Raw genomic sequence first — 23,547 nt, forward strand, 5'->3', positions numbered from 1 at the left:
CTGCTCGGTTCGCTCGGTCTACGAGGAATCGCTGCGATTCCTGGTTTCCCGGAGAATGATGTCGGCTTCGTCGCTCGTCGTGATGGCTTCGAGGTCAGCCCGCATCTTTCGCGTCCAGCTGGCGAATTTGTCGGGACCAACTCCTGGCACGTTTACCGGCTCGACCTCACCAGCGAGATCATCGAGCGACAACCCCACGAGCTGCGCGGGCGTGCTCCATAGGAAGCCATGCACGGCAGCTCGCAGCTCTGCGGAAGAGCGCGGCGCCTGACCCTGCGGCAAGATCTGCTCCTGTTCCAGCAAGCCCAGCAAGGCTCCACGGTCACGATCTCGATCCGAACGCGCGCGGGCTTCTTCACCATCGTCGGCGATCAAGCCGAGCTCACGACGAACACTGATGTCGCGTTCGGCCCAGAAGCCGGCGATCGTCGGCATGTCGTGCGTGTTGGCCGTGGCGAGCGAGAGCGCAGGATAGCTGCTCGCCGGCTTGAACCCGCCATGCCATTCACGTTCGAAATACAGCACCTTCGACGAAAGGATTCCCCACTTCTGCAACTCACGGGGAACGTGCTCGGGCACGGTGCCGAGGTCTTCACCAACGACGAGAGCCGCGTGGCGAACGCTCTCGAGCGCGACAATGCCCAGCAGGTCATGCGACGGGTAGCTCACATACACTCCGTCGCTTCCGCTGCACCCGTCAGGAATCCAGAACAATCGAAAGAGTCCCATGACGTGATCGACGCGCAACGCGCCCGCATGTCGAAAGCCGTTGCGAATGAGATCGATGAAATACCGATACCGATCTCGGCGAAGTGCACGCGGATCGACAGGCGGAAGTCCCCAGTTCTGCCCTTCGGCGGCATACGGATCGGGCGGCGCACCCACACTTACGCCGCGCACGAACAATTCAGGAAACGCCCACGTGTCGGCGCCCGCTGGAGAGCTGCCGATCGCGAGATCCTGATACAGACCAATCCGCATTCCGGCAAGACGCGCCGTGAGCGCGGCTGCGCCGAGTTGGCGATCGATCTCGAACTGCAGCCAGCGATGGAAGTCGACGCGCACCGCGTGATCGCGTGCGAACTGGTCAACGTCGGTACTCGATGCACTCTGAAGCGACGCAGGCCAGGAACGCCAGTCGGCGGTGTGTTGTTGCTCAGCGATCGCCATCCATGTGGCGAACCGGTCGAGCGACGTTCCGGTGCGATTTAGGAATTCTTCATACGCGCGATCGCGATCGCTGCCAGAGCCACGGACTCGCTCCAGAAAGACCCGATGCAGGGCGTCGAGCGCCATGCCCTTCACGGCCATCACCTGTTCGTACCGCACCGATGACGGCTCGCGCAGCGCTTCGAGCTCGGCCGCAAACTCGGCCGATGCAAGCCGTTCTCGAACGGTCGGCGCGTGCTCGAGTTCCGGCACACGGGCAACGTCGATGTACAGCGGATTTCGAAAGAGGCGGCTCACGGGGTAGTAGGGACTCACATCCCCCCCGCGATTGAGCAGCGCGTGAAGCGGATTTACACCGACGAAATCGGCACCCACTGAACCACCCCAGCCGGCGAGCGACGACAAGTCGGTGATGTCACCGACGCCCCAGTTTGCTCGACTCCGTACAGTGTACAGATTCGCGATGAGGCCGAACGCCGGCGTTTCCCCGAGAAGCTGGTCGGGGCTCGTGCATCGCGACGGAACGATGATGAGCGTTTGCTCATTGGTCCACTCGCGACCACCGGCGCCGAACGACAAGCGCACCTGGTGGTAGCCCAGCGGCAAGTTCGGAGGGAGCGCGAGATCCAGCGCGGCGTCGCCACGCCACGGCCCTTCAGTGACATGCCGGTCGCCCTGCTCCGTCACGACTTCGAGTCGCCAGGGTCCACTTTCCATTCGTGACGCTGGCGCCCGCGCTTCGAGCCGAGCGAGCGCCGGGTCGCCAACTTCGATGACGCGCACGGGATGCAAGAGTTCGTGTGCGGTCTCGTGATCCTGTTTCGCGAGCGCGTCGCGTGCCGATTCATCCGAGCTCGCGTCGATTCCAAGCGCGGCGAGAATTCGGCGACGCGTCTCGTCGGTCGTGACGCGCCGGTGGCCATTGTGGTCGAAATAGTCGTCGTAGATCCCGGCGCGCGACGCGAGCTCACGAAGCGGATTCTCCACGTGTGCGCTCATGATCTGCCCGCGCTCAACCGCGCGACGGCGCGAGAATCAGCGCGCCAAGCGGCGGGAGCGTGACTTCGATCGACTGTGCGTGGCCGTGAAAGAACGACGGATCGGTGGAAACCGAATCGAACGCCCCGTAGCCGCTTCCACCCCACTGCGCATCATCGCTCGAGAGCAGTTTGTCGTAACGACCAGCCTGGGGAACACCAATTCGATAGTTTTCGCGCGGCACTGGCGTGAGATTGAGCATCACGATCGCGAGAGATCCGTCGCCAGACCGCCGCGAGAACGAGATCACGGAGTTATCGCGGTCGGCAACGTCGAGCCACGAGAAGCCGTCCCAGCTCAAGTCGTCGCGCCAGAACGCCGGTTCACGTTTGTACATCTCGGCGAGATCCGATACGTACCGGCGAAGTGAGCCGCGAAGTGGATCGTCGAGCAGGTGCCAATCCAAGCTCGTGTCGTGGTTCCACTCGGACCACGGGGCAATCTCGGTTCCCATGAAAAGAAGCTTCTTGCCCGGGCGCGCGAACATATAGGCGAGTAGCAGCCGAAGGTTGGCGAACTTCTGCCAATCGTCGCCTGGCATCTTGGAGATCAGCGATCCCTTCATATGCACGACTTCGTCGTGCGACAGTGGCATGATGAAATGCTCGCTGTACTCGTACAACATGGCGAAGGTGAGCCGATCGTGATGGAAGCGACGATGCACCGGGTCGTTCGCGAAGTACGCGAGCGTGTCGTGCATCCATCCCATGTTCCACTTGAAGGTGAAGCCGAGGCCTCCCTCGTAAACCGGCTTCGTCACCCCAGGCCACGCCGTCGATTCCTCGGCAATAGTAATGAATCCCTGCCCCGACGCGTGCACTGCCTCGTTGAACTCCTGCAAGAAACCGATCGCCTCGAGATTCTCACGGCCGCCGTGAACGTTCTGCAGCCATTGCCCTTCCTCGCGACTGTAGTCCAGGTAGAGCATCGACGCTACAGCGTCCACCCGTAGGCCGTCGCAATGGAACTCGTGGAGCCAGTAGAGCGCGTTAGCGATGAGGAAATTACGAACTTCGTTGCGCCCGTAGTTGAAGATCAGTGTTCCCCAGTCAGGGTGTTCGCCGAGTCGAGGATCTTCGTGCTCGTACAGCGCCGTACCGTCGAACATGCGCAGCGCGAAATCATCCTTCGGAAAGTGCGCCGGAACCCAGTCGAGGATGACACCGATGTCGTTCTTGTGCAGCGTGTCGACGAGAAAGCGGAAGTCATCTGGCGTCCCGTATCGCGACGACGGCGCGTAGTAGCCGCTCACCTGATAGCCCCATGATCCGTAGAACGGATGCTCCATGATTGGGAGCAGCTCTACGTGCGTGAAGCCGAGGTTCTTCACGTGAGTCGCTAAGCGCGGCGCGATCTCTCGATAGGTGAGCATCCGGTTATTCTCTTCCGGCACGCGCGCCCACGAACCGAGATGCGCTTCGTAGATGCTGACCGGTCCGCGCACGTAGTCGGTGGTGCGACGTGCAGTCGTCCACGCGTCGTCGGCCCACCGATAGTCACTCGGTCCTTCAACAATTGACGCGGTGCCTGGATACTGTTCCATCTTCGCGCCGAATGGATCAGTCTTGAGCCGGATCAGCTCTTCGCGGGTCAGAATCTCGTACTTGTACAGCGCGCCCGCTTGGACATCGGGAAGGAACAACTCCCACACACCGGAGCTGCCGAGCATCCGCATTGGATACGTGCGGCCATCCCAGCGACAAAAGTCGCCGACCACACTCACGCGGCGGGCGTTCGGCGCCCACACGGCGAAGCTTGTGCCTCGCACGCCGCCGATGGTCCGCACGTGCGCGCCGAGTTTCTTCCACAGCTCGCGGTGTGTGCCTTCGTTGAATAGATGGAGATCGACCTCACCGAGCGTCGGCAGAAAGCGGTACGGATCGCGGCGGTCCCAGATCGAGCCGTCGGCGTAATGGAAACGCAGGCGATAATCCAGCGGCAGAACGGCACCAGCGATGAATCCGGCGTACAGATCCGATGTACCCCGCGCGTGTCGAGTCAGTGGAACGACGCGACCATCCGGAAGCACGCATTCCACTCGCTTCGCGTCCGACGCAAGCGTGCGCACGACCGCACCCTGTCGGCCGTTGAGCACCGCGGGGTGCGCGCCGAGAATGGAATGCGGATTCGCGTGGCTGCCTGCGAGCAGCCGCTCGATCTCATCGCGCGCGACGAACGTGCCGGTGCTCACGATCGCGCCTCGGCGTCGGCCATTCGCCGATTTTCGCCGTACCGAAGGAGGACGAGTGAATATGCGGCGAGCTGAATGGCGCCGGACGTGACGACGCGAAGCTCTCGAACAGCCGTATCGATGAGCTCCGCCCAGATACCGTCACCCTCGATGACGGGCAGCGTAAACTCCACGGCGTTGTCTCCGCTGTTCGCGACGAGCAACAGCGTTTCACCCTTGATTGGACGTCCGCGATCGTCCGTCTCGTCAGTGGCGTCGCCGTAGATCAACATGCCGAGCGTGCGATTATCGCCGTCGTGCCAATCCGAATCGCCCATCTCACGGCCGTCGGGACGAATCCACGATAGATCCTTCGGACCACCCTTCACGGTGGGTTCGCCGCGAAAGAAGTGGCGGCGGCGCATCACGGCGTGCGAGTGCCGAAGGTTCAAGCACTTTCGCGTGAAGGCGAGGAGCTGCTTGCGACGATCATCGAGGTCCCAGTGGACCCACGTCGTTTCGTTGTCCTGCGCGTAGGCGTTATTGTTTCCGCGCTGAGTGCGCCCGATCTCATCGCCGTGCGACAGCATCGGCACGCCTTGCGAGAACGCAAGCGTAGCGATGAAGTCCCGCATGATGCGAAAGCGCATATCGAGGATGTGCGGATCGTCGGTGTCGCCCTCGACGCCCCAATTGCGACTCACATTGTCGTTGTGGCCGTCGCGATTGTCTTCGCCGTTGGCTTCGTTGTGCTTCTGCTCGTAGCTCACGAGATCATACAGCGAATAGCCGTCGTGCGCCGTGACGAAGTTGACACTCGCGTACGAACCCCGCCCACTCGGCTCGTAGATGTCGCTCGAGCCAGCTAGGCGCGAGGCGAGCTCGGGAACGCAACCGCGATCACCACGCCAATAGTGTCGCACCGAATCTCGGTACCGGCCATTCCACTCGGCCCAGCGAATTGGAAAGTTGCCAACCTGATACCCACCTGGGCCCACGTCCCACGGCTCGGCGATCAGCTTCACGTTGGCGAGCGTTGGGTCTTGGTGGATGATGTCGAAGAACGCCGAGAGCTTGTCGACATCGTGCAGCTCACGCGCGAGCACTGGCGCGAGGTCGAAGCGAAAGCCGTCGACGTGCATGTCGTTCACCCAGTAGCGCAGCGAATCCATGATCAGCTGGATCGTGCGCGGATGCTGCATGTTCAGGCTGTTGCCAGTGCCGGTGAAGTCTGTATAGAAACGCTGATCCTGGTCCAGGCGATAGTACGCTCGATTGTCGATTCCGCGCAGAGACAGCGTGGGCCCGAGGTGATTGCCTTCACCCGTGTGGTTGTAGACGACGTCGAGAATGACTTCGATCCCTGCGGAGTGCAGCGTCTTCACCATACTCTTGAACTCATAGACCTGATTACCCAGGCCTTTTGCCGCGTATCGAACGTCGGGCGCAAAGAAGCCGATCGAGTTGTAGCCCCAATAGTTCGTGAGGCCGCGCTCGGCCAGATGCCTGTCGACGACGAACTGATGCACGGGGAGCAGCTCGACGGCCGTGATGCCGAGCGAGAGGAAGTACTCGACCATCGGATCGCTACAGAGGCCGAGATACGTGCCGCGAAGATTCTCGGGAATGTCCGGATGCAGCTTCGTCATTCCCTTCACGTGACACTCGTAGATGATCGTACGATTCCACGGAATGTGGAGCGGACGATCGTCTTCCCAGGTGAACGCCGGGTCGATGACGACGCACTTTGGTACGTCGCCAGCGGTGTTATCCGGATCGATCTCGAGATCTTCGCGCGGGCTCTCCGGTGGATACGCAAACAGCTCGTTGCTCCACTCGATCTCGGTGGTAATCGCCTTGGCGTACGGGTCGATGAGCAACTTGGCGGCGTTGAAGCGATTGCCAGAGCCAGGATCGTACGGCCCGTCGACGCGATAGCCGTAGAATTGGCCCGGGCGCACGTCGGGCAGGTAGCAATGCCAGACGTGATCGGTTCGCTCACGCATGCTGATTTTGAACGACTCCACGGCGTCTGCCTCTCGATGGAACAGACAGAGGTCGACAGCGGTCGCATTCTCGGAAAAGATCGCGAAGTTGACACCTTGACCGTCCCAGGTTGCACCGAGCGGATAGGGTTGGCCGGGCCAGACGCGCATTTAGCGTTCTCGTGGTAGTGACGACGTGAAGAGCGTGGCTGATCGAGCTGTACTCACAGCACCGCCGAAAAGAGAGCGGCCGACCACGGCGGAAGTCTCAACGTTCGACTCGTGGGTTTCCCAACGTCGAGCAATCGTTTTGGTCCGTCGGGCGGCTTGAATGCTTCGATGTTGGTGACCACCTCTCCGCTTCCACCATAGCCGGGCGCATCCGTCGATAGACGCAGACTCCATGCGCGTGTGGTCGACCCCGGTATCGGAATATCAGCGACCTGGTCAGAACAGTTGAAGAACGTCAGAAGCGCTTCGTCCTGCCAGGCATCGTATCGGCTGTACATGTCGGCGGGCTCACGAACCAGCGTTATCCAACCAGGTTCCCCATTGGCGACATCGATCACCGATCCGTCTGGACGAAGCATCGCCTCTTCGCGACGGAGTGCAAGGAGATCGCGGTACAAAGCAAGAAGCGGTTGATGCCGCTCTTCATCGGCCTTACCCCAAGCCAATTTGGAGCGTTGAAACGTTCCGTCGTCCTGCGCATCGGGAACGTCGCTACTCCAACCGAACGACTCGAACTCTCGCCGGCGTCCGTCGCGCACCGCGGCAACGAGACTGTCGTCGCCGTGGTTGATGAAATACTGAAACGGATTCTTCTCGCCATACTCCTCGCCCATGAACAACAGCGGGACGTACGGCGACAGAATCAGCAGTGCCGCTGCGAGGCGCAATTGTGCCGGCGACAGGAGCACTGACAAGCGGTCTCCAATCGCGCGGTTGCCCACCTGGTCGTGATTCTGAATCGCAACCACGAAGCGTCGCCGCGGAATTCCGATAGACGGTGCGCCGTGCTTTCGCCTGCGATAGAGCGAGTACTGTCCCGCAAAAGTGAACGGTTCGCGCATCGCATCGGCAATTGCCGATGCGGTACCAAAGTCAGCGTAGTAGCCTTTGCGGTCGCCCGTCAGTAATGCGTGGACGGCGTGATGAAAATCGTCACTCCATTGGCCGTCCAGCCCAAGCCCGTTGTCATCGATCGATCGCAGCAGCCGTGGATCGTTCAAATCGCTTTCAGCGATCACGACCACCGATTTGCCCAACCGATCGCCCTGTTGATGCACGGCCTCTGTCAGATCAGCGATCAAGTGGCGCGCGCTGAAATCGAAGATGCCATGAACGGCGTCGAGGCGCAGACCATCAATGTGGTACTCCGTGACCCAGAACAACGCGTTGTCGATCGCGAAGCGACGCACTTCGTCGGAGTCCGCGTCGTCGTAGTTGAGCGCGCGTCCCCACGGCGTGGTGTATTTATGTGTGAAGTATGGCCCGAATGCCTCGAGGTAGTTCCCCTCTGGACCGATGTGATTGTAGACGACGTCAAGCAGAACGCCGAGTCCAAGCGCGTGCGCCGCGTCGACGAGCGCCTTAAGACCGGCGGGGCCACCGTAACTGTTCTGCGGCGCATATATGGCCACGCCGTCGTAGCCCCAGTTGCGTTCACCCGGAAATTGTCCGACGGGCATCAGCTCGATGGCGCTGACGCCGAGCGACTTCAGCTCCGGGAGGCGTGGGATGATTGCTTCGAAAGTGCCCTGTGAAGTGAACGCGCCAACGTGGAGCTCATAGATCACCAGCTCGTCCATCATCACGCCGCGCCAGCTGTCATCGGTCCACGGAAAGGCGGCGGAATCGACGACGCGCGACGCAGCGTGGACACCCTCTGGCTGCCAGCGGCTGATCGGATCCGGGAGCGTACGTCCCTCTTCGGTGACGAAGACGTAGTCCGCACCAGCGCCGACGTTCGGGACGGTTGCCGAGTACACCCCGTGCGTCTCGGGGACCGACGCGAGTGGGTAGTCGCCGGCCGCAGGTCCGGACAACACTCGCAGGCGTGGCGACGGCATGCGCGGCGCCCAGAGCGTGAACCGAACTGAATTGTCGGGGAGTAGCTGTGCGCCTCGATCGAGGACCCACAGGTGGGACATAGCTGCGTTAGGCGATCGGGTGGACGCAGCTTGCGGGCAAGACGCAGGCCTGCAGAGAGCGGGACATGCTGAACGCTAGTCCGCTTGGCAAGCCGTCCGGTCAGAGTGTCTTCGACGCCTCACGTTACGTAAGGTTTACGGGCGAATTAAGCTATCGCATGGCCGAACGCGCTCCGTCGACTGATCCGGTTTTCTTCGTCCGCCCTGCGGTCCCCGCCGACGGGCCGCTCCTTGCTCGAATTGGGGCTCGACTATTCGAGCAAACGTTCGGTGCGGCAAATGATCCGGACGATATGGCCGCATATCTGACCGACGCGTTCTCGATCGAGCGTGAAACGGAGTTGCTCGCTGATCCAATGCGCGCGGCGTGGATCGCTGAAGACGCCGGACGCGCAACCATCGGTTACGCCGTGGTTCGCCGTGGCTCACTCGGCGACGGTGTCGTTGCCGAGCGACCCGCCGAGGTGCAGCGCATCTACTCGGATCAGTCGTGGCACGGGCGTGGAGTTGGCGATGCACTCATGCGCGCGTGCATCGAGCAGGCGCGAGCGTGGCACTGCGATGTGCTCTGGCTCGGCGTGTGGGAGGAGAATCCGCGAGCAATCGCTTTTTACGAAAAGAAGGGTTTTCGAAAAGTTGGACGCACGACGTTCTTGCTCGGGCTCGACGTGCAGCACGACTTCGTGATGGCGCTGACAATCACTTGAGCTAGTCGGCCGGCTTCTTGCTTTTTTCACACGCACACCGTGTGATCACAGGGGGCGAGTCGATGCGATGGACGCCGGGCGGAGAAAGTAGGAACGTCGAAGATCGCCGAGGTGGCGGGTTCGGGATGGCTCCGATCGGGATCGGGGGCACCGTGATCCTGCTCGTCTTGAGCCTGCTGTTCGGACGCGACTTCGTATCGTCGGGCCCGTCGACCGAGCAGCAAACGCAGACGTCGAGCGGCGAAGTGGCGCCGGTGCAGCAAACGCCCGAAGAAGCGAAAGAGGTTCAGTTCGTTTCGTGGGTGCTCGACACCGCCGAAGGCACGTGGTCGCGGCTGCTACCAGAATCGATGGGCACACCGTGGCACGACGCGAAGCTCGTGCTGTTTCGAAACGCGACTCAAACGGGCTGTGGCGTAGGACAAACGGCGATGGGTCCGTTCTACTGCCCGGTCGATCAGAAGCTCTACATCGACCTCGCGTTCTACGACGAACTGCGAACGCGATTCGGTGCGCCTGGCGATTTTGCGCAAGCGTACGTGCTCACGCATGAGCTGGGTCATCACGTACAGCATCTGTTGGGCACGGACGCCAAGGTTCGCCGCGCGCAGCAACTCTATCCCGCCGAAGCGAACAAGCTATCGGTGATGCTCGAGCTGCAAGCCGATTGTTACGCAGGCGTGTGGGGACACTTCGCACAGGCCGGCGGTGCGCTCGAACAGGGCGACATCGACGAAGGGCTCGCGGCTGCGGCAGCTGTTGGCGACGATCGCATTCAGCGGCAGGCGACTGGCCACGTGAACACCGACAGCTTCACGCATGGTTCGTCGGATCAGCGCGAGACGTGGTTCAAGCGCGGCTTCGCGTCAGGAAATCCGAACGACTGCAATACCTTCGGCTCAGTCAGCGAGCGCTGACGGGCCGTTAGGGTTTCATAAACAGCTTGGCGATTCCTCGCATGGGTATCCATGCCCATGCGGGGCGATGATTCAGCTCGTATGCCAGCTCGTAGAAAGCTTTTTCTGTTTCGAATAGCGCGATGAGGTGGCGGACGTTGGCCTCCTCGTCAGGAAGCAGCCCTGGCTCGTCCGACGCGCCGATGTATCCGGCGAGGTACGCGGCCCTAACGTCGCGCTCCCAGCGGGCGATCCGGAGTTCGCGAACGTGCGGTGGTACGTTCTTCCCGTCCTTCTGTGACAGCGTCGCCGCGGCGTAGGCGAAGCTGCGAAGCATTCCCGCCACATCGCGCAACGGCGACGTCTTTTCTCGGCGCTCGGTGAGCGACCGCGCCGGCTCCCCTTCGAAATCGATGATCATAAAGGTGCCGTCGTTCGCGCGCAGCACCTGGCCGAGGTGGAAGTCGCCATGGATTCGCGTGCGCATGCCGAGGTCGTCGCCAAGCTGATCGTCGATCTCGTTGACCCAGCCCAGGTAGTGATCGCCGCGCTTCATGAGTGCCTGCGCTTCGGGCACGCGATCCTTGGGAAAGGACGGCGTCGCAATTTGACGTTCGAGCAGCGCCAGAGATTCGCGCACCGTTTGTTGGGTCCTGAGCGCCCATCGATCGAGATCTTCTCCCGACACCGGCTCGGGAGCGAAATCGGGATCGTCGTCGTTGCCCGCGAGCGCCTCGTGCATCGCGCGCGTGACGGCACCAAGTTTTTTTGCGTCGTCGAGGAACGCATTGGGTGCCTCGCGATCGGCCGGCGCGGCGAAGTACTGACGCCCGCGCTCGAGCGCATACGTCCATGCGTCGACGGCGTCGGGCACGAGTTCCTGCATCACGCCACTCGTTGACGTAGAGCCTTCGCCCTCGACACGAATTTCCGCGAGAAGCGCTGGCGTGTTGTTGAAGTCCGCGTCTCTCGTGAGAAAGCGTGTGACTTCAACGTCAGGATTCTCGCCGGATGCGATGCGACGGAAGAGCTTCAGAATGGCGCGATCGCCAATGATGATCGACGTGTTGCTCTGTTCTGCGTTGGCAACGCGAGTCCCGATCGTCGACGGGAGATCGATGCGACGACCAGATGCAGGCTCGGCGACGAGTCGCGTTCCGGCGCGGCCGTTGACCGATAATCCGTGGAGCGCGGCGCGCGCGAGACCGTCGCGAAAGTCGGCGTCGTAGACTGCGTCGTACACTGACAGGTCCGTTCCGTCGAGTGCGACGCCACCAATGGCCGCCAGCGCCGGAATGTGCGAACTCGGAGAGTGTCGCGCGGCGATCGGCAACTGATACATCTGTTCAATGCCGTTGACTTCGACTTCAACGTGCGCGATCGCGAAGCGTCCGTCGCCCCATGGCATCACGAAAACATTCGTGATGCGGGGCGCCAGTGACGACGAACCCTTCGTAGCAAACCAGCGTTGCCGCTGGAGAAAGCCCGAGAGATCGTCACTCGTCAACAGCACGAGCGCTCTCTCGACGGGCGTACCTGCACCGCGTTGGTTCACGTGGAACGTTGAAACTCTTTGGCCTGTTCGGATCGGAGGAGGCGAAACCAGAGCACGTTGTGCGGTCCGAGCGTGAGCAGATACGGAAGGTCGCCAACGCGCGGGAAGCAGTACTTGCTCCACAGCTCGAGCGGAAACATTCCTCTGAACTCGCTCAGGTCAAGCTCCACGAATTGTGCGAAGCGGGAAAGATTGTTGACACAGAGGATCGTTTCGTCACGATAACGTCGCAGGAAGACGAGCACGCGGCGGTTTGCCGCGTCGAGTGCCTGCCAGCTACCGCGACCAAACGCCTTGTACTCCTGGCGCACCGCAATCAGTCGTCGCATCCACCGCAGCAACGACGTAGGAACCCGCTCCTGCGCTGCGACGTTCACCGTATGATAGCCGTATGGCGGGTCAACAATGAGCGGTGAATACAACGCCGCCGTATCGGCGTCGGAGAAACCTGCGTTTCGATCGGCGCTCCACTGCATCGGTGTCCGCACGCCGTTTCGGTCACCGAGGTAGATGTTGTCGCCCATGCCGATCTCGTCGCCGTAGTAAATGATCGGCGTGCCCGGCATGGACATGAGCAGAGCGCTCATGAGTTCCACCTGGCGACGTCCACCCTCCATGAGCGGTGATAGTCGGCGGCGAATCCCGACGTTGATGCGCATCCGGGGATCGCGCGCGTACTCACGATACATATAGTCGCGCTCTTCGTCGGTCACCATCTCGAGCGTCAGCTCGTCGTGATTGCGCAGAAAGACCGCCCACTGACAATCGGGCGGAATATCGGGCGTCTGGCGCATGATGTCGACGATCGGTGTTCGATCTTCCTTGCGGAGCGCCATGTACATGCGCGGCATGACCGGGAAGTGAAACGCCATGTGGCATTCATTCGAATCGCCGAAATACGAGCGCACATCGCTTGGCCACTGATTCGCCTCGGCGAGAAAGATGCGACCGGGAAACTCGGCGTCGAGCGTCGCGCGGAGCGCCCGCAGGACGTCGTGTGTTTCCGGAAGATTCTCGCAATTCGTGCCTTCGCGCTCGACGAGGTACGGAATCGCGTCGAGGCGCAGACCGTCCACTCCCATGCGCAACCAGAAACGCATGACGTTTCTGACCGCCTCGAGAACTTCGGGGTTGTCGAAGTTCAGGTCGGGTTGATGACTGAAGAAGCGATGCCAGTAGAACTGCTGGGCTTCAGGATCCCACGACCAGTTGGAGCGCTCGGTGTCGGTAAAGATGATGCGGGCGCCAGAGTATCGGTTTGGATCGTCGCTCCAGACGTACCAGTTTCGCTCCGGCGAACCCTTTGGCGCCTGGCGTGCGCGCTGGAACCACGGATGTTGATCGGAGGTGTGATTGATCACGAGTTCCGTGATCACTCGGATTCCGCGACCGTGCGCCGCTTCGAGGAAGGCGCGAAAGTCCTCGACCGTTCCGTACGTTGGATTGATCTCCTCGTACGACGCGATGTCGTAGCCATCGTCCTTGAGCGGCGACGGATAGAACGGCAGCAGCCAGATGGTGTTTGCGCCAAGGTGCTGTACGTAATCGAGCTTCTCGATCAGTCCACGGAAGTCGCCGAAGCCATCCGCGTTCGAGTCGCGGTAGCTCTTGATGTGGAGCTGATAGACGATGGCGTCCTTGTACCAGAGCGGGTCGCTTTCCACGGCGTCAGACAGGGGTTGCAGGAAGTTCGGTTTCGACGAGGAAGACGTGCGCAGGTTCGACCGTGGGATCGAGACGAACGTAGTTCCGTTCGCCGCGCCACGTATAGCGGGCACCTGTAAGTAAATCGTGAACGACGTACGGCTGTTGATCGTCGAGACCCATGTCGTGAATCGGAACGTGGATCATCGTTTCCTGCGCGTGGAACGGATCGGTGTTCACGACGACGAGTATGTCGCCCTGGCTGGATGCCGCGGCGTCTGGCACACTGAGGAATGGCGCTGGAATTGGATGACGCACACCATCGATCCACTCAACCGCGGGTTCTCGCGCTGACTTTCGGTAGAACAGGATGTTGGGGTTTTCGCTGGTATGGAACGAAAGATTTGCGTAATGCTGCAGCGCCGGATGCGCACGGCGTAATTCATTGACGCGCCGCACATCGGCGTTGAGGTTCCCGGGCGCATCGTAGTTGCGCGGCCGGAGCTGGTATTTCTCCGAGTCGAGATACTCTTCGCTGCCAGGGGCGGCGGGCACATTTTCGCACAACTCGAATCCGCTGTAGATACCGTACAGAGGAAGGAGCGTCGCCGCGAGAAGCAATCGAATACGAAATGCGGGTCGGCCGCCCGTGACGAGATACGAGTTGAGAATATCCGGCGTATTGGCGAACAGATTCCCGCGAAAATATTCGACCGCTTCGGTTTGCGTGAGCTCCTCGAAATACTCGCGAAGGTCCCACGGACTGTTCTTCCACGTGAAATACGTGTAGGACATCGTAAAGCCGATCCGAGCCAGTTCCTTCATCCGTTTAGGGCGTGTGAACGCCTCAGAGAAGAACACTACCTCCGGATGTTGACGCTGGATGTCGTCGATCATCCATTCCCAGAATGCGAACGGCTTCGTGTGCGGATTGTCCACGCGAAACGTGGTGACACCGTGCCCAATCCAGAACGCGACAACATCTCGACAGGCGTTCCAAAGACTCTGTCGGTGGGCGCACCAGAAATTCAGCGGGTAGATGTCCTGATACTTCTTCGGTGGATTCTCGGCGTATTTGATCGATCCGTCAGAGCGGACGTGAAACCATTCGGGGTGCTCGCGAACCCACGGATGGTCTGGCGAGCACTGCAGCGCGTAGTCGAGCGCGATTTCCAATCCAAGATTCTTGGCGGTCTCGACAAGACTGTCGAAATCGTCGAGCGAGCCCAGCGCTGGCTCGATGGCCGTATGACCCCCGTGTTCGTTGCCAATCGCCCACGGACTGCCGACATCGTTCGGCTCGGGAGAGAGCGAGTTGTTCTTCCCCTTCCGAAACGTGTGGCCGATCGGGTGGATCGGCGGCAGATAGATCACGTCGAAGCCGAGCTTGGCAAGTCGAGGAAGACGCGCGGCTGTGTCCGCCAACGTTCCGTGACGCGCTGCTTTTCCGGGCGTCGTCGACGACCGCGGAAACGTCTCGTACCACGCTGCAAAGCGCGCTCGCGGGGGATCGACGGTGATGCCCAAGTCACGACGATAGCGTGTGAGATCGGGCGGACGAAAATGTTCACGGACGAGCGCGATGAAGTCATCCTCGAGCACGCGCTGGACGCGTCGTTCCACAGACGCGTCGCGCCGATCCTCGAGCATCTTCGCGGTCATGAGCAGCGACGCGCGCGAAGGGCCGGAGCGAGCGCTGCGGGAAGCAGCACGCGCCATATGGGCCGCTTCGAGCAACTCATTCGCTACGTCTTGGCCTGCGTCGAGCTTCTTTTTGAACGCGGCGCTCCATGTGCCGATTCGATCCGTCCACGCTTCGACAGTGAACGTCCAGCGACCAATCCGGTCGGCGGCGAACGTGCTGTACCAGCGGTCCGAGTCGAAGTCGAACGACATTGGGGTGACCGACCAATCGGCGTCGCCCGGCGCTTTGAACAGCACGCGCGCACCGAGTTGGTCGTGACCCTCTTTGAGAATATTCGCGCCGACGATCACGGCGTCACCGACGACTCGCTTCACCGGATATCGCCCGCCGTCGAGTTCCGGCGTGACCTGTTCGATGTAGACGTACTCCAGTCGGCGCGCGCCGGCACGCCGGTCGGTCTTTCTCGTCGTCACGTGCGAGGGTTTGCGGGTCGGAACGGTCGCTGCGGATCGGCAACTGGTCGCAACAACCGTTCCGCCCGCGTCGCTCTACGCGCAGACAGCTCGTTACGGCGTTTGACGAGAACGTAAAAACTTTGGCGCGAACGAGATCACGAGTAGCAACACGCTCGCAATCACAGTGCTCCAAATCGCGTTCGTGTGACCGCTTCCCGCTCCAGCGAGCAGACTGTTGGCGAAGTACGCGTAGATCAGCGTGGCCGGAATGATCCCAATTGCGGTCGCAGCGAGATACCCGGGAAAGGGCGCACGAGCGAGTCCGGCGACGAAGTTGACGGTTCCGAGTGGCAATACTGGCAGCAGTCGAAGTCGCAGCATCCCGCTGAAGTCGCGCGCCTCTTCAATCGCGGCGTCGATGCGTCGAAAACGACGCAACCAACGGACGACGATGTCGTGGCCAATCGTTCGCGCAATTAGATATCCGATAACCGAGCCCAACATTGCGCCCGTCCACGCGAGCGCGCTGCCGAGCAGCGTCCCGAAGAGCACGCCAGCTGCCACGATGAAGGGCAAGCCTGGTAATCCAATCGCGCTGCCCATTCCGAAGATGAGGATGTATGCGCCGGCGAACAGCACGAAGCCGTGCGTTTGCCGGAGTCGCGTAACGCGCTCGAGCGTGTGGCGGTAATCGAACCAACCGAAATGGTATCCGACGAGCGCCGTCGCAGCGAGAATCAGGACGAGTCCGCCCAGTCGAAGCAGCGCCGAGCGCGTGAGCGGCATGCGACGCACGCGCTGTGGCTGGAGACGATCAGAGTGCACCGGTCCCGCGATGTCACATCTCGTGCCGATCTATCGAGGACAGACGACCTTGGTGATGCGAACCGGCTGACTTCGGCCGCCGACCGTTGCTTGTGCACTCACTCCATTTGATGCTGAAGTCAAATGCAGGTCTTCACGTTCACGACCCACGGCCCACGTCACCGTTGCGCCGACGCGACTGACCGGCTGCCATGTTGCGGTCGTCAACACAGTATCCATGACACCGCTGGCACCGATCGATCGGACCACATTCCGCGTGGGCGACGGCGAACTCGTTTGGTCGAGTCCAAATCGATCCGGCACCAAGCGGAACGGCGGGCTCGTGGAGTCAGATAGAATTCTATAACAGCCGACGAACTCGCCTGACGCCGCGGTCGTCGATGTTACAGTGACGGCGTCGAGCAACGACGCGGATCGCGCAGTCGACGCAAATGCCCTGGCTCCGGCGCCGGCGGCGCGAAGAGCCACCGCCGAGTCTTGCGCGCGAGAATCCTGCGCGGTTGAGTCAAGCTTTGCTCGGTTTACCGCACCGACGATTTTTGCCTCACTGGCCACCGCATTCTGCGCTGATGACGGTGGCGCCGGCGCCGATGGTGGCGACGCAGCCACGACCTGGGACAGCTGCGATATCGGTGGTTCACGACGCGGCTCTGGTGCTTGAACCTTTGCTGCTTCCCTGTCCTTCGCTTTCGCGGCAACGACCGGCTCCGCGACGCCTGACGGTGCGAGCTGATCGCGAGCCGCAGCGGATCGCGATGGCTGCGTCGGTTGAGGCGCCGCCGCTGGCGCCACCGCAATCGCTGGCGCGGGTGCCGCTACCGGCGGTGCAGCAACCTGCCGCTGCGCGAGAACGGAGTCGACGACATTGCCCGGCGTGTCGTGCCGCACTGCGAACATCGATGCGACGGCAATCATCAGCGTGGCTGCGAGGCCCGCCCGAAGAGGCGTGAGTCTGAGCGACCGCCAGACGCTATCAGATTTCGTCTTCTCCGGCGGCGCGGGTCGCTTGGCCGGAATGACGCCGCCCGGAACGCCGTCGAGGGCCGAAATGATCCGCGACGCACCGGCAGTCAGTCCCCGCGCATCGGCAACATGTGCCGCGCACGCGGCGCACTCGCGAACATGTTGCTCAATGAGCGTTTGCTCATCGGTAGGCAATGCCCCGTCGAGCCACGCGTGGATCGTACCCTCGTCAAGATGCTGCATGTGACCCTCGTGCAACGCTCCCCGCGTTGCCCTGGAGCGATTCATAAGCTTCAAGAAGCCGGTGACGCGCTCGTGCCAGCGTCGTACCTACCGACTTGATGGATAGATCGAGTGCGCTGGCGATCTCCGTATAGTCCAATCCTTCCTCCCGCATCAGCAGCGCCTCGCGATCACGTTCGGTGAGCATGTCGAGCGCCCGCCGCGCAATGGCTGCTTCTTGTGCCCGCTCGATGCTCAGCGGTTCGGGATCGACAACCTCGTCCGCGCGGGCCTGTTCTCGGAGAAGCTCGAGGTGCCGGCGCCGACGAGTGTCCTTTCGTGCATCGTCGCGGACCAGATTCGTCGCGACGGCAAAGAGCCACGAGCGTTCGCTCAAGATCGTCTCCTGCTTCACGGCGCGCAGGAAGGTTTCCTGCGCCACCTCTTCGGCCCAGTCACGATCACCGAGCCGCCGTGTGAGATATCGCACGAGCGGCTGGTGGTATTCGCGAAACAATCGGTCGATGTCGTTCAACGTGACATCTCTCGAAGCGGCTGGACCTGTCGCATGTGCTTACCAGCCCTTTGTGAGCGCGGCGAGTGCAGCGCTCGACAGCGTATCGACGCCATCGTCGGCGAGCATCACCGCTTGGTCTCGGCCAGCGACGGTGACGCGGTTTCCGAGCGCGAACACAGCGCGGAGCTCCGGCAGTGCCGCCGTCAGGTCGAAGTACGCTCTGGAAAACGGCTTGATGCGCGTTGTGGTCATCGTCGCGCGATAGCGTTCATCAGTCCAGACGCCGTCGCGAAGATTGAAGCTTCGCGCATCTACTCGGCGCGTTGTCGTTGAACCATCAGCCTTCGCGCGACCGACGACGGCACTCATCGAGTCCATCACGGCCACCGAATTCAGCATGCGTTGCGTTGATGCCGCCTTCGCGGACTCGAACGCTCTGTCGCGAGAGTCGTTGGCCGCTCCCGCGGACTGGCGCTTTACCGCCACGCCCGGCGCGGGACGAACAACGCCCGTCAGCTGTGCCGCAGTCAATTGCGGCTCGGTAACGAGATACGACGTGAATTCTGTCGGGATGCCGTAGCGTTCGCCGAGCGAACGAATTTCATCGTCGAACTCGCGGGAGTTGCCGTTCTTTCGCTTTTCAGCGCTCAGGTATCCCACGCGCTGCGCTGCCCACAGTCGAGCGACGAACGGGTTTTGTCGTTCGCGATCGGGAAAGTCGACAGATGTCGTCCAAGTCACCGGAACCCCGCGCCGGTTGCCTTCGACGATGATCCGCGACGAACCATGGCCGGAGTAGCGCGTGAAGAGGACGAGATCGCGATCCGCGAATACGTCGCTCGTCGACGCGGGCAGCAACTTCGAGACACGCGCGTTTCCGTCGACGCGAATGCGCACGTCAGTGAGCACTGGGTCGACCAGACGGTTGGCAACGATGCCAACCATCCGCTCGACCGATTCGTCGGGGCGAACGAATTCCGCGGTACCACGGCCTTCCATGGCCAGTTGCTCGAGAAGTGTCACGTTGACATCTGACCCCAGCCCGAAGGTGAAGATCCGCCGTTGCGCGCCCGTTCGGCCGACCGCGTCTCCTCCAATGGACGCCAGACGCTCCGGTCGCGTTTCGCCGACGGTTGGTTCGCCATCGGTGAGAAACAGGATCAGAGGCAAACGACCGCTGGTGACAGCCGGACGAGTCGCCTCGCGGAGCGCGCCTTCGATGTTGGTTCCGCCCTGCGCCTCGAGCGCGTCGAGATACCGATTCGCTTCGCGAAGATTTGCCGCAGTCGCTGGCGTGAAGTCGTCGCGAAACGTACGAACGTCGCTGGAGAAATCGATCAACCGAAAGCGATCTTCCGGGCGGAGCGTGCCGATGAGCTGCCTGCCTGCGGCCCGCGCCTGTTCCATCTTTCGCCCCTGCATCGAGCCAGACACGTCGAGGACGAGCGTGACGTCACGCGGTGTCGTTTCGCCGCGGACAGCCGGAGGCGGAGTGACCGTAATCAGGGCGAAGCCATCTTCGTTGCCCGGTGCGTACGGCAGCATGCTGATCGACGCCGCAGCGTTACGACGCATCGGAAGCAGTAGTGTGAGGTCGCGCGCGTCGCCTCGCACGTTGACGACTCGACGGCCGTCGCGATCGGATGCGTCGAGCGTGTGCGTCGGCGAGAAGGGCGTTCCAAACTCCGGCGATGTCGTGTAGCTCAGTGAGAACGACGTCGAACCTTCATCGCGCGTGGTCGACGGATTCTGCTGTCCAGCGCCACGATAGTAGTCGATGCGCAGTGCGTCACCTTCACGCGGCGCCACACTCTGAAAGCGAACGACGACCTTCTTCTCTTCGCCCGGATTGAGCGGAAAGATTCGCGCGTGCAGCAGCCCATGTCCCATCCATTCGACAAGCGCGGGATCGCGCTGCGTGCGAACGATGTTCTCATAGATGCGTCGCGCCTGGTCGACATTCATCGTCTCGCCGGCAACCAGCTCGCCGTTGATCGACAATTTGAGATCTTGAAAGGCCGCGTTCGTCGGGAGCGGAAAGAGATAGTCCGCTTCGCCAATCGTGCCGCCCCGATTGATGAATCGCTCCTCGACTTCGTATTTGAGAACGCGCCCGGACAGTTCGACGCGCACGTCGCTGCGGGTGCGCGAGATATTCGGGCGACAGTCGCGCACCGGGACGACGTTCGGCATTCGCTCGTCCATCGGCCGCGCGCCAATCCCACATGGGCGAGGCACGATCCAACCCTGGGCGGTCGCACGCGGCGCGGCGACACTGACTGCGGCAAACGACAGCAGACCTACGACGATTGACCGGCGCATTGAGAGCTCCAAACAGGTTTCCTGTATGGAGACGTCGCTTGATCGGCCGCTTGCACATCCCTCTTACGGCTGTGCGACGAAAACACGATCTCAGACGCGATACGGCTTACGCGGGCGCCTCGTAAGCCGTTCCTTCAACAGCAGTTATCCGCGACCGCGCACTCAGTCTATCGCCTCTGGAATTCCGGGGACCCGAGCGCCAGACCAACGATTGCTGGCAGGCCCGTGAGCTGCACGACCCCGCCCGGCGGGGGCGGAGCGCCTTTCAACATCGGGTTCTCGCCGCTCGACAACACTCGACGCGTCTCCTCGGACACATCGCCGCCAAGGATCTCGGCGACCACGCCGTCGACCTGCGCAGCGGGCGGCAATGATCGCAGACGCGCCGCAAATGGCCACGCGGACAGCTTTACACCGGGCACGCGGTCACCAGCGATGCGCTGTCCGAAGTTGATTCGATTCATGATCGCGCCGCTGTTCATCCACGCATCGCCGCGCTCCGGCCATCCATCGGGCGTCACGCGTCCGAAGAACGGCTGTCCGAGCTGATTGGCGATCTGTCCACTTCGCGCAGTGGTGTCGGGCGGCGCGCCGATCACGCGCAGCGTGCTCGCAACGAGCTCGAACGGTGTTTTCACTTTGACGCGATATGCCGCGGGACTGAAGAACTCCGGCGACGTCACGATGCAGCGCAGCGTCTGACGAATGTCGCCATCGCTTTTGGTGAAAATTGCCGCGCAACGCTCTACCAGTGCCGGTGGCGGATCGTCGCTCACGAACCGACGGGCGAGTTTCGTCGCGATGAACTTCGCGGTAGCCGGCGCACGAGCGAGAATGTCGAGCACCTCTTCGCCATCTTCGATTCCGCGACCCGCGGCGAGCTTGTGTCCGAGCACCACCTTCTCGGCCGCATCATGCAGCTCTGGACGGAACACGAACGTTCCGCCGAACTGCGGCATGTCGACCGTCCAGCCTGACAGCGCGCGCGCGACTTCCTGAACGTCAGCCTGCGTGTATCCGCCGTCGACGCCAAGTGTGTGGAGCTCCATCAGCTCCCGCCCGTAATTCTCGTTCAATCCTCGCGGCCGGCGATGCGGCAGGATTGCGAGCGTCTGCGCGAGTGGGTCGCTCGTGTTCGCCAGACGCCGCGCCTCAATGCGCTGCTCCTGCACGTTCGGATGCAGGCTGTCGACTCCGCTTTGCGCGTTGTCGAGGTATACGAGCATTTCCGGACTCTTCGCCACAGCGCCGAGTAGGTCGCGGAATTTGCCGAGCGCGCGGGGGCGAATGATGTCGCGATCGTATTCAACGAGCGAGTAGCGCGTCGGCATCTTGCCGATGTACACGCTGAAGTGATTCTCCCAGAAGTCCGTCATTACCTCGAGCAGCTGACGTTCGCTCGCCACTGCACGGACGAGTTTGGCTGCGAGGATTTCGTTGGCGAGCTGCTGTGACGTCTGCTGAGCTCGCACCAGAAGCAGACTGTCGGCTGTCGATCGAACCTGCTGCCCACCAGCCGCCTGCTTTCGCTGATTGAACTTCTGTTGCAGCTCCTGCGGATCCGGATGGTCGGCGATCAACTCGAAGACCTGTTTTCGCTGCGTCTCGAACATTGCGAGCACACGATCCGCGTCGGTGTCGCGAATTGATTCAGGCGATAGCTGTTGGTCGATCCAACGATCGACACCCATGGCCGACACGCGATCGAAATCTCCCGGTCGCGCTCCGAACGAGAGACGCGAAATCGCCTGTCGGACGCGTTGATCTCTGGTTAGTTCGCGGCCGACCATCGCGCGCATCGGCTCCGGTTCCGTGGACGATGCCGGATGACTGCAGGCCGCAGCGACTGATGCGGCGAGAACGAGGATCGACCTATGAAAATGCGACATGGGACCTCTGATAAACGGACTTTCAAACGGACGGCGCAACACCGCGCTCCTCCGTTGGATGGTCGACTCCCGCGCACCGTCGGCGTTAACTGGCACGCCAATTTCCTTAGGAAGCCGATACTCAGGGTTATGTGACCACCGAACCAATGAAACCGGCTGTCCCATGCGTTCTCGCGTTTCGACTCGGATGAGCTTCTTCCTCGGCTTCGCTAGTGCTGGAGCCGCGGTCGTGATCATCGGATGCGCGCACGTTCCGCAGCCGGGCATGATGAGTGGCTCTCCGCCGCTCGAGGAAACGAGCAGTTTCTACAGCCTCGCCTCCAGCAGTGCCCGGTCGACGACGATCTACACGTCGCGCACCATTTCATTCGCACTCGATCGAATCGATCAGCGGGGACTTCCGCTCGATCAGACTTATAGTCACTCCGCCACCGGCCTAGGCGTCACTGTCTATGTCTTCGATGGCGGAGTTTTGCCGACCCATCCAGAGCTCGTGGGTCGCGTACGACAGGGTTACACGGGTTTTCCGGACGACGCAAAGATTTGCAATCCGCACGGAACAGCCGTGGCCGGCGCCATTGCCGGCTCGAGCCTGGGCGTTGCACCCAACGCAACCATCGTCGATGTAAAGATGGTTCAGTGCGACCGACTGCGCGGCACCATCAAGGCAATCGTCGACGGCGCGCATTGGGTGATTGAAGACCACAAGCAACATCCGGGACCGGCGGTCGCCAACTGGTCGTTCATCGCCGACACCTCGGCGCGCATTCCGGCGCTCGACAGTGCCGTGGTCGAGCTTCGCGCCGCGGGAATTCCCGTGGTCGTATCGGCTGGCAATCTCGAGATCGACGCTTGCCGCGTGTCGCCAGGCAACGCCAAGGGCACGATCGTCGTGGGCGCCTCGGGTGTGTCCACGGAGCAGACAGCAACCGGCACACAGATCATCGATCGACGGTCGCCAGGAACAGCATACGGCCCGTGTGTTGATCTGTACGCGCCGGGCGATTCAGTACTGCTCCCGAGCTTTGACCACAGCCGGAATCCGATCTCACAGCTGTGGAATGGAACTTCGATGTCCGCGGGATACGTGAGCGGCGCTGCCGCGCTCTATCTCGAGTCGCATCCCGATGCGACGCCCGATCAGGTGGCCGACGAACTGAAGCGGACAGCCACCATCAACATGCTCCGCGATACACGCACCACGTTTTCTCGAATGCTCTATGTTGGTACGCGCGAACCCCTCGTAACGGTGAGGACGGCTTCGCGGCGGTGAACGTATAGATGCACGTGGAATCCTGCGTCTCCGAGCATCACCATGGAGCGCAGGCAGAGGATCGCCCATCGCACGGCAACCCAACTGCCGCCGCGACCCGGGCGATCCTTCTGCACGA

At 61.7% G+C, this 23,547-nt stretch carries 15 protein-coding genes; 3 read left to right on the forward strand and 12 right to left on the reverse strand.

Annotated features, from left to right (window positions below; genetic code table 11):
• Positions 1-18: 18 nt before the first annotated feature.
• The 4 genes from malQ to treZ are packed head-to-tail and all read right to left on the reverse strand — an operon-like array spanning position 19 to position 8,516.
• Positions 19-2,169, reverse strand: a complete 2,151-nt coding sequence (gene malQ, locus AC6H4Z_RS24280; RefSeq protein WP_497544559.1) for a 4-alpha-glucanotransferase — start codon at positions 2,167-2,169, stop codon at positions 19-21.
• A gap of 13 nt (positions 2,170-2,182) precedes the next feature.
• Complete coding sequence (glgB, locus tag AC6H4Z_RS24285) at positions 2,183-4,399, reverse strand: 1,4-alpha-glucan branching protein GlgB (protein ID WP_497544560.1); 2,217 nt, start codon at positions 4,397-4,399, stop codon at positions 2,183-2,185.
• Entirely contained in the window at positions 4,396-6,534 is a 2,139-nt protein-coding gene (glgX, locus tag AC6H4Z_RS24290) for a glycogen debranching protein GlgX (protein WP_497544561.1), read from the reverse strand. Before glgX ends, glgB begins: the two co-directional genes overlap by 4 nt.
• 53 nt (positions 6,535-6,587) lie before the next feature.
• The gene (treZ, locus tag AC6H4Z_RS24295; protein ID WP_497544562.1) at positions 6,588-8,516 is read right to left on the reverse strand and encodes a malto-oligosyltrehalose trehalohydrolase; all 1,929 of its coding nucleotides are present in this window, start codon (positions 8,514-8,516) and stop codon (positions 6,588-6,590) included.
• 158 nt (positions 8,517-8,674) lie between these two features.
• Here treZ and AC6H4Z_RS24300 point away from each other — a divergent pair, with 158 nt between their 5' ends.
• A complete protein-coding gene (locus AC6H4Z_RS24300; RefSeq protein WP_497544563.1) occupies positions 8,675-9,223 on the forward strand; it encodes a GNAT family N-acetyltransferase in 549 nt (182 codons plus the stop codon).
• A gap of 62 nt (positions 9,224-9,285) precedes the next feature.
• A complete protein-coding gene (ypfJ, locus tag AC6H4Z_RS24305; protein ID WP_497544564.1) occupies positions 9,286-10,140 on the forward strand; it encodes a KPN_02809 family neutral zinc metallopeptidase in 855 nt (284 codons plus the stop codon).
• Between the two features lie 7 nt (positions 10,141-10,147).
• On the opposite strand, the gene AC6H4Z_RS24310 is transcribed toward ypfJ, so the two are convergent.
• The 8 genes from AC6H4Z_RS24310 to AC6H4Z_RS24345 all read right to left on the reverse strand — a co-directional run bounded on the left by AC6H4Z_RS24310 (position 10,148) and on the right by AC6H4Z_RS24345 (position 22,156).
• The gene (locus AC6H4Z_RS24310; RefSeq protein ID WP_497544565.1) at positions 10,148-11,632 is read right to left on the reverse strand and encodes a maltokinase N-terminal cap-like domain-containing protein; all 1,485 of its coding nucleotides are present in this window, start codon (positions 11,630-11,632) and stop codon (positions 10,148-10,150) included.
• A gap of 38 nt (positions 11,633-11,670) precedes the next feature.
• A complete protein-coding gene (gene treS / locus AC6H4Z_RS24315) occupies positions 11,671-13,338 on the reverse strand; it encodes a maltose alpha-D-glucosyltransferase (protein WP_497544566.1) in 1,668 nt (555 codons plus the stop codon).
• A 4-nt stretch (positions 13,339-13,342) separates the two neighbouring features.
• Positions 13,343-15,436, reverse strand: coding sequence for an alpha-1,4-glucan--maltose-1-phosphate maltosyltransferase (locus AC6H4Z_RS24320; RefSeq protein ID WP_497544567.1), 2,094 nt, complete (start codon positions 15,434-15,436; stop codon positions 13,343-13,345).
• Positions 15,437-15,529: 93 nt separating this feature from the next.
• Positions 15,530-16,204 carry a TVP38/TMEM64 family protein gene (locus tag AC6H4Z_RS24325; protein WP_497544568.1) on the reverse strand — a complete coding sequence of 225 codons (675 nt, stop codon included), beginning with the start codon at positions 16,202-16,204 and terminating at the stop codon, positions 15,530-15,532.
• Positions 16,205-16,273: 69 nt separating this feature from the next.
• Positions 16,274-17,449, reverse strand: coding sequence for a zf-HC2 domain-containing protein (locus AC6H4Z_RS24330; RefSeq protein ID WP_497544569.1), 1,176 nt, complete (start codon positions 17,447-17,449; stop codon positions 16,274-16,276).
• Positions 17,436-17,963 carry a sigma-70 family RNA polymerase sigma factor gene (locus AC6H4Z_RS24335; RefSeq protein WP_497544570.1) on the reverse strand — a complete coding sequence of 176 codons (528 nt, stop codon included), beginning with the start codon at positions 17,961-17,963 and terminating at the stop codon, positions 17,436-17,438. The genes AC6H4Z_RS24330 and AC6H4Z_RS24335 overlap by 14 nt, the downstream gene beginning before the upstream one ends.
• Before the next feature lie 39 nt (positions 17,964-18,002).
• A complete protein-coding gene (locus AC6H4Z_RS24340) occupies positions 18,003-20,267 on the reverse strand; it encodes a VIT domain-containing protein (protein WP_497544571.1) in 2,265 nt (754 codons plus the stop codon).
• 167 nt (positions 20,268-20,434) lie between these two features.
• Positions 20,435-22,156: a DUF1800 domain-containing protein gene (locus AC6H4Z_RS24345; RefSeq protein WP_497544572.1), complete on the reverse strand. Its 1,722-nt coding sequence runs from the start codon at positions 22,154-22,156 to the stop codon at positions 20,435-20,437.
• Positions 22,157-22,319: 163 nt separating this feature from the next.
• Between AC6H4Z_RS24345 and AC6H4Z_RS24350 the strand changes: the two genes are divergently transcribed.
• Positions 22,320-23,429, forward strand: a complete 1,110-nt coding sequence (locus tag AC6H4Z_RS24350; RefSeq protein ID WP_497544573.1) for a S8 family peptidase — start codon at positions 22,320-22,322, stop codon at positions 23,427-23,429.
• Positions 23,430-23,547: the final 118 nt, after the last annotated feature.

It is taken from the genome of Leucogemmata humicola, assembly GCF_055379415.1.

What these genes read in the sequence shown, in the direction of transcription:
- malQ (WP_497544559.1), bottom strand. Translation starts at nt 2,169, where the DNA reads ATGAGCGCACACGTGGAGAATCCGCTTCGTGAGCTCGCGTCGCGCGCC.
- glgX (WP_497544561.1), bottom strand. Translation starts at nt 6,534, where the DNA reads ATGCGCGTCTGGCCCGGCCAACCCTATCCGCTCGGTGCAACCTGGGAC.
- treZ (WP_497544562.1), bottom strand. Translation starts at nt 8,516, where the DNA reads ATGTCCCACCTGTGGGTCCTCGATCGAGGCGCACAGCTACTCCCCGAC.
- AC6H4Z_RS24300 (WP_497544563.1), top strand. Translation starts at nt 8,675, where the DNA reads ATGGCCGAACGCGCTCCGTCGACTGATCCGGTTTTCTTCGTCCGCCCT.
- ypfJ (WP_497544564.1), top strand. Translation starts at nt 9,286, where the DNA reads ATGCGATGGACGCCGGGCGGAGAAAGTAGGAACGTCGAAGATCGCCGA.
- AC6H4Z_RS24325 (WP_497544568.1), bottom strand. Translation starts at nt 16,204, where the DNA reads ATGCCGCTCACGCGCTCGGCGCTGCTTCGACTGGGCGGACTCGTCCTG.
- AC6H4Z_RS24330 (WP_497544569.1), bottom strand. Translation starts at nt 17,449, where the DNA reads ATGCAGCATCTTGACGAGGGTACGATCCACGCGTGGCTCGACGGGGCA.
- AC6H4Z_RS24340 (WP_497544571.1), bottom strand. Translation starts at nt 20,267, where the DNA reads ATGCGCCGGTCAATCGTCGTAGGTCTGCTGTCGTTTGCCGCAGTCAGT.
- AC6H4Z_RS24345 (WP_497544572.1), bottom strand. Translation starts at nt 22,156, where the DNA reads ATGTCGCATTTTCATAGGTCGATCCTCGTTCTCGCCGCATCAGTCGCT.
- AC6H4Z_RS24350 (WP_497544573.1), top strand. Translation starts at nt 22,320, where the DNA reads ATGCGTTCTCGCGTTTCGACTCGGATGAGCTTCTTCCTCGGCTTCGCT.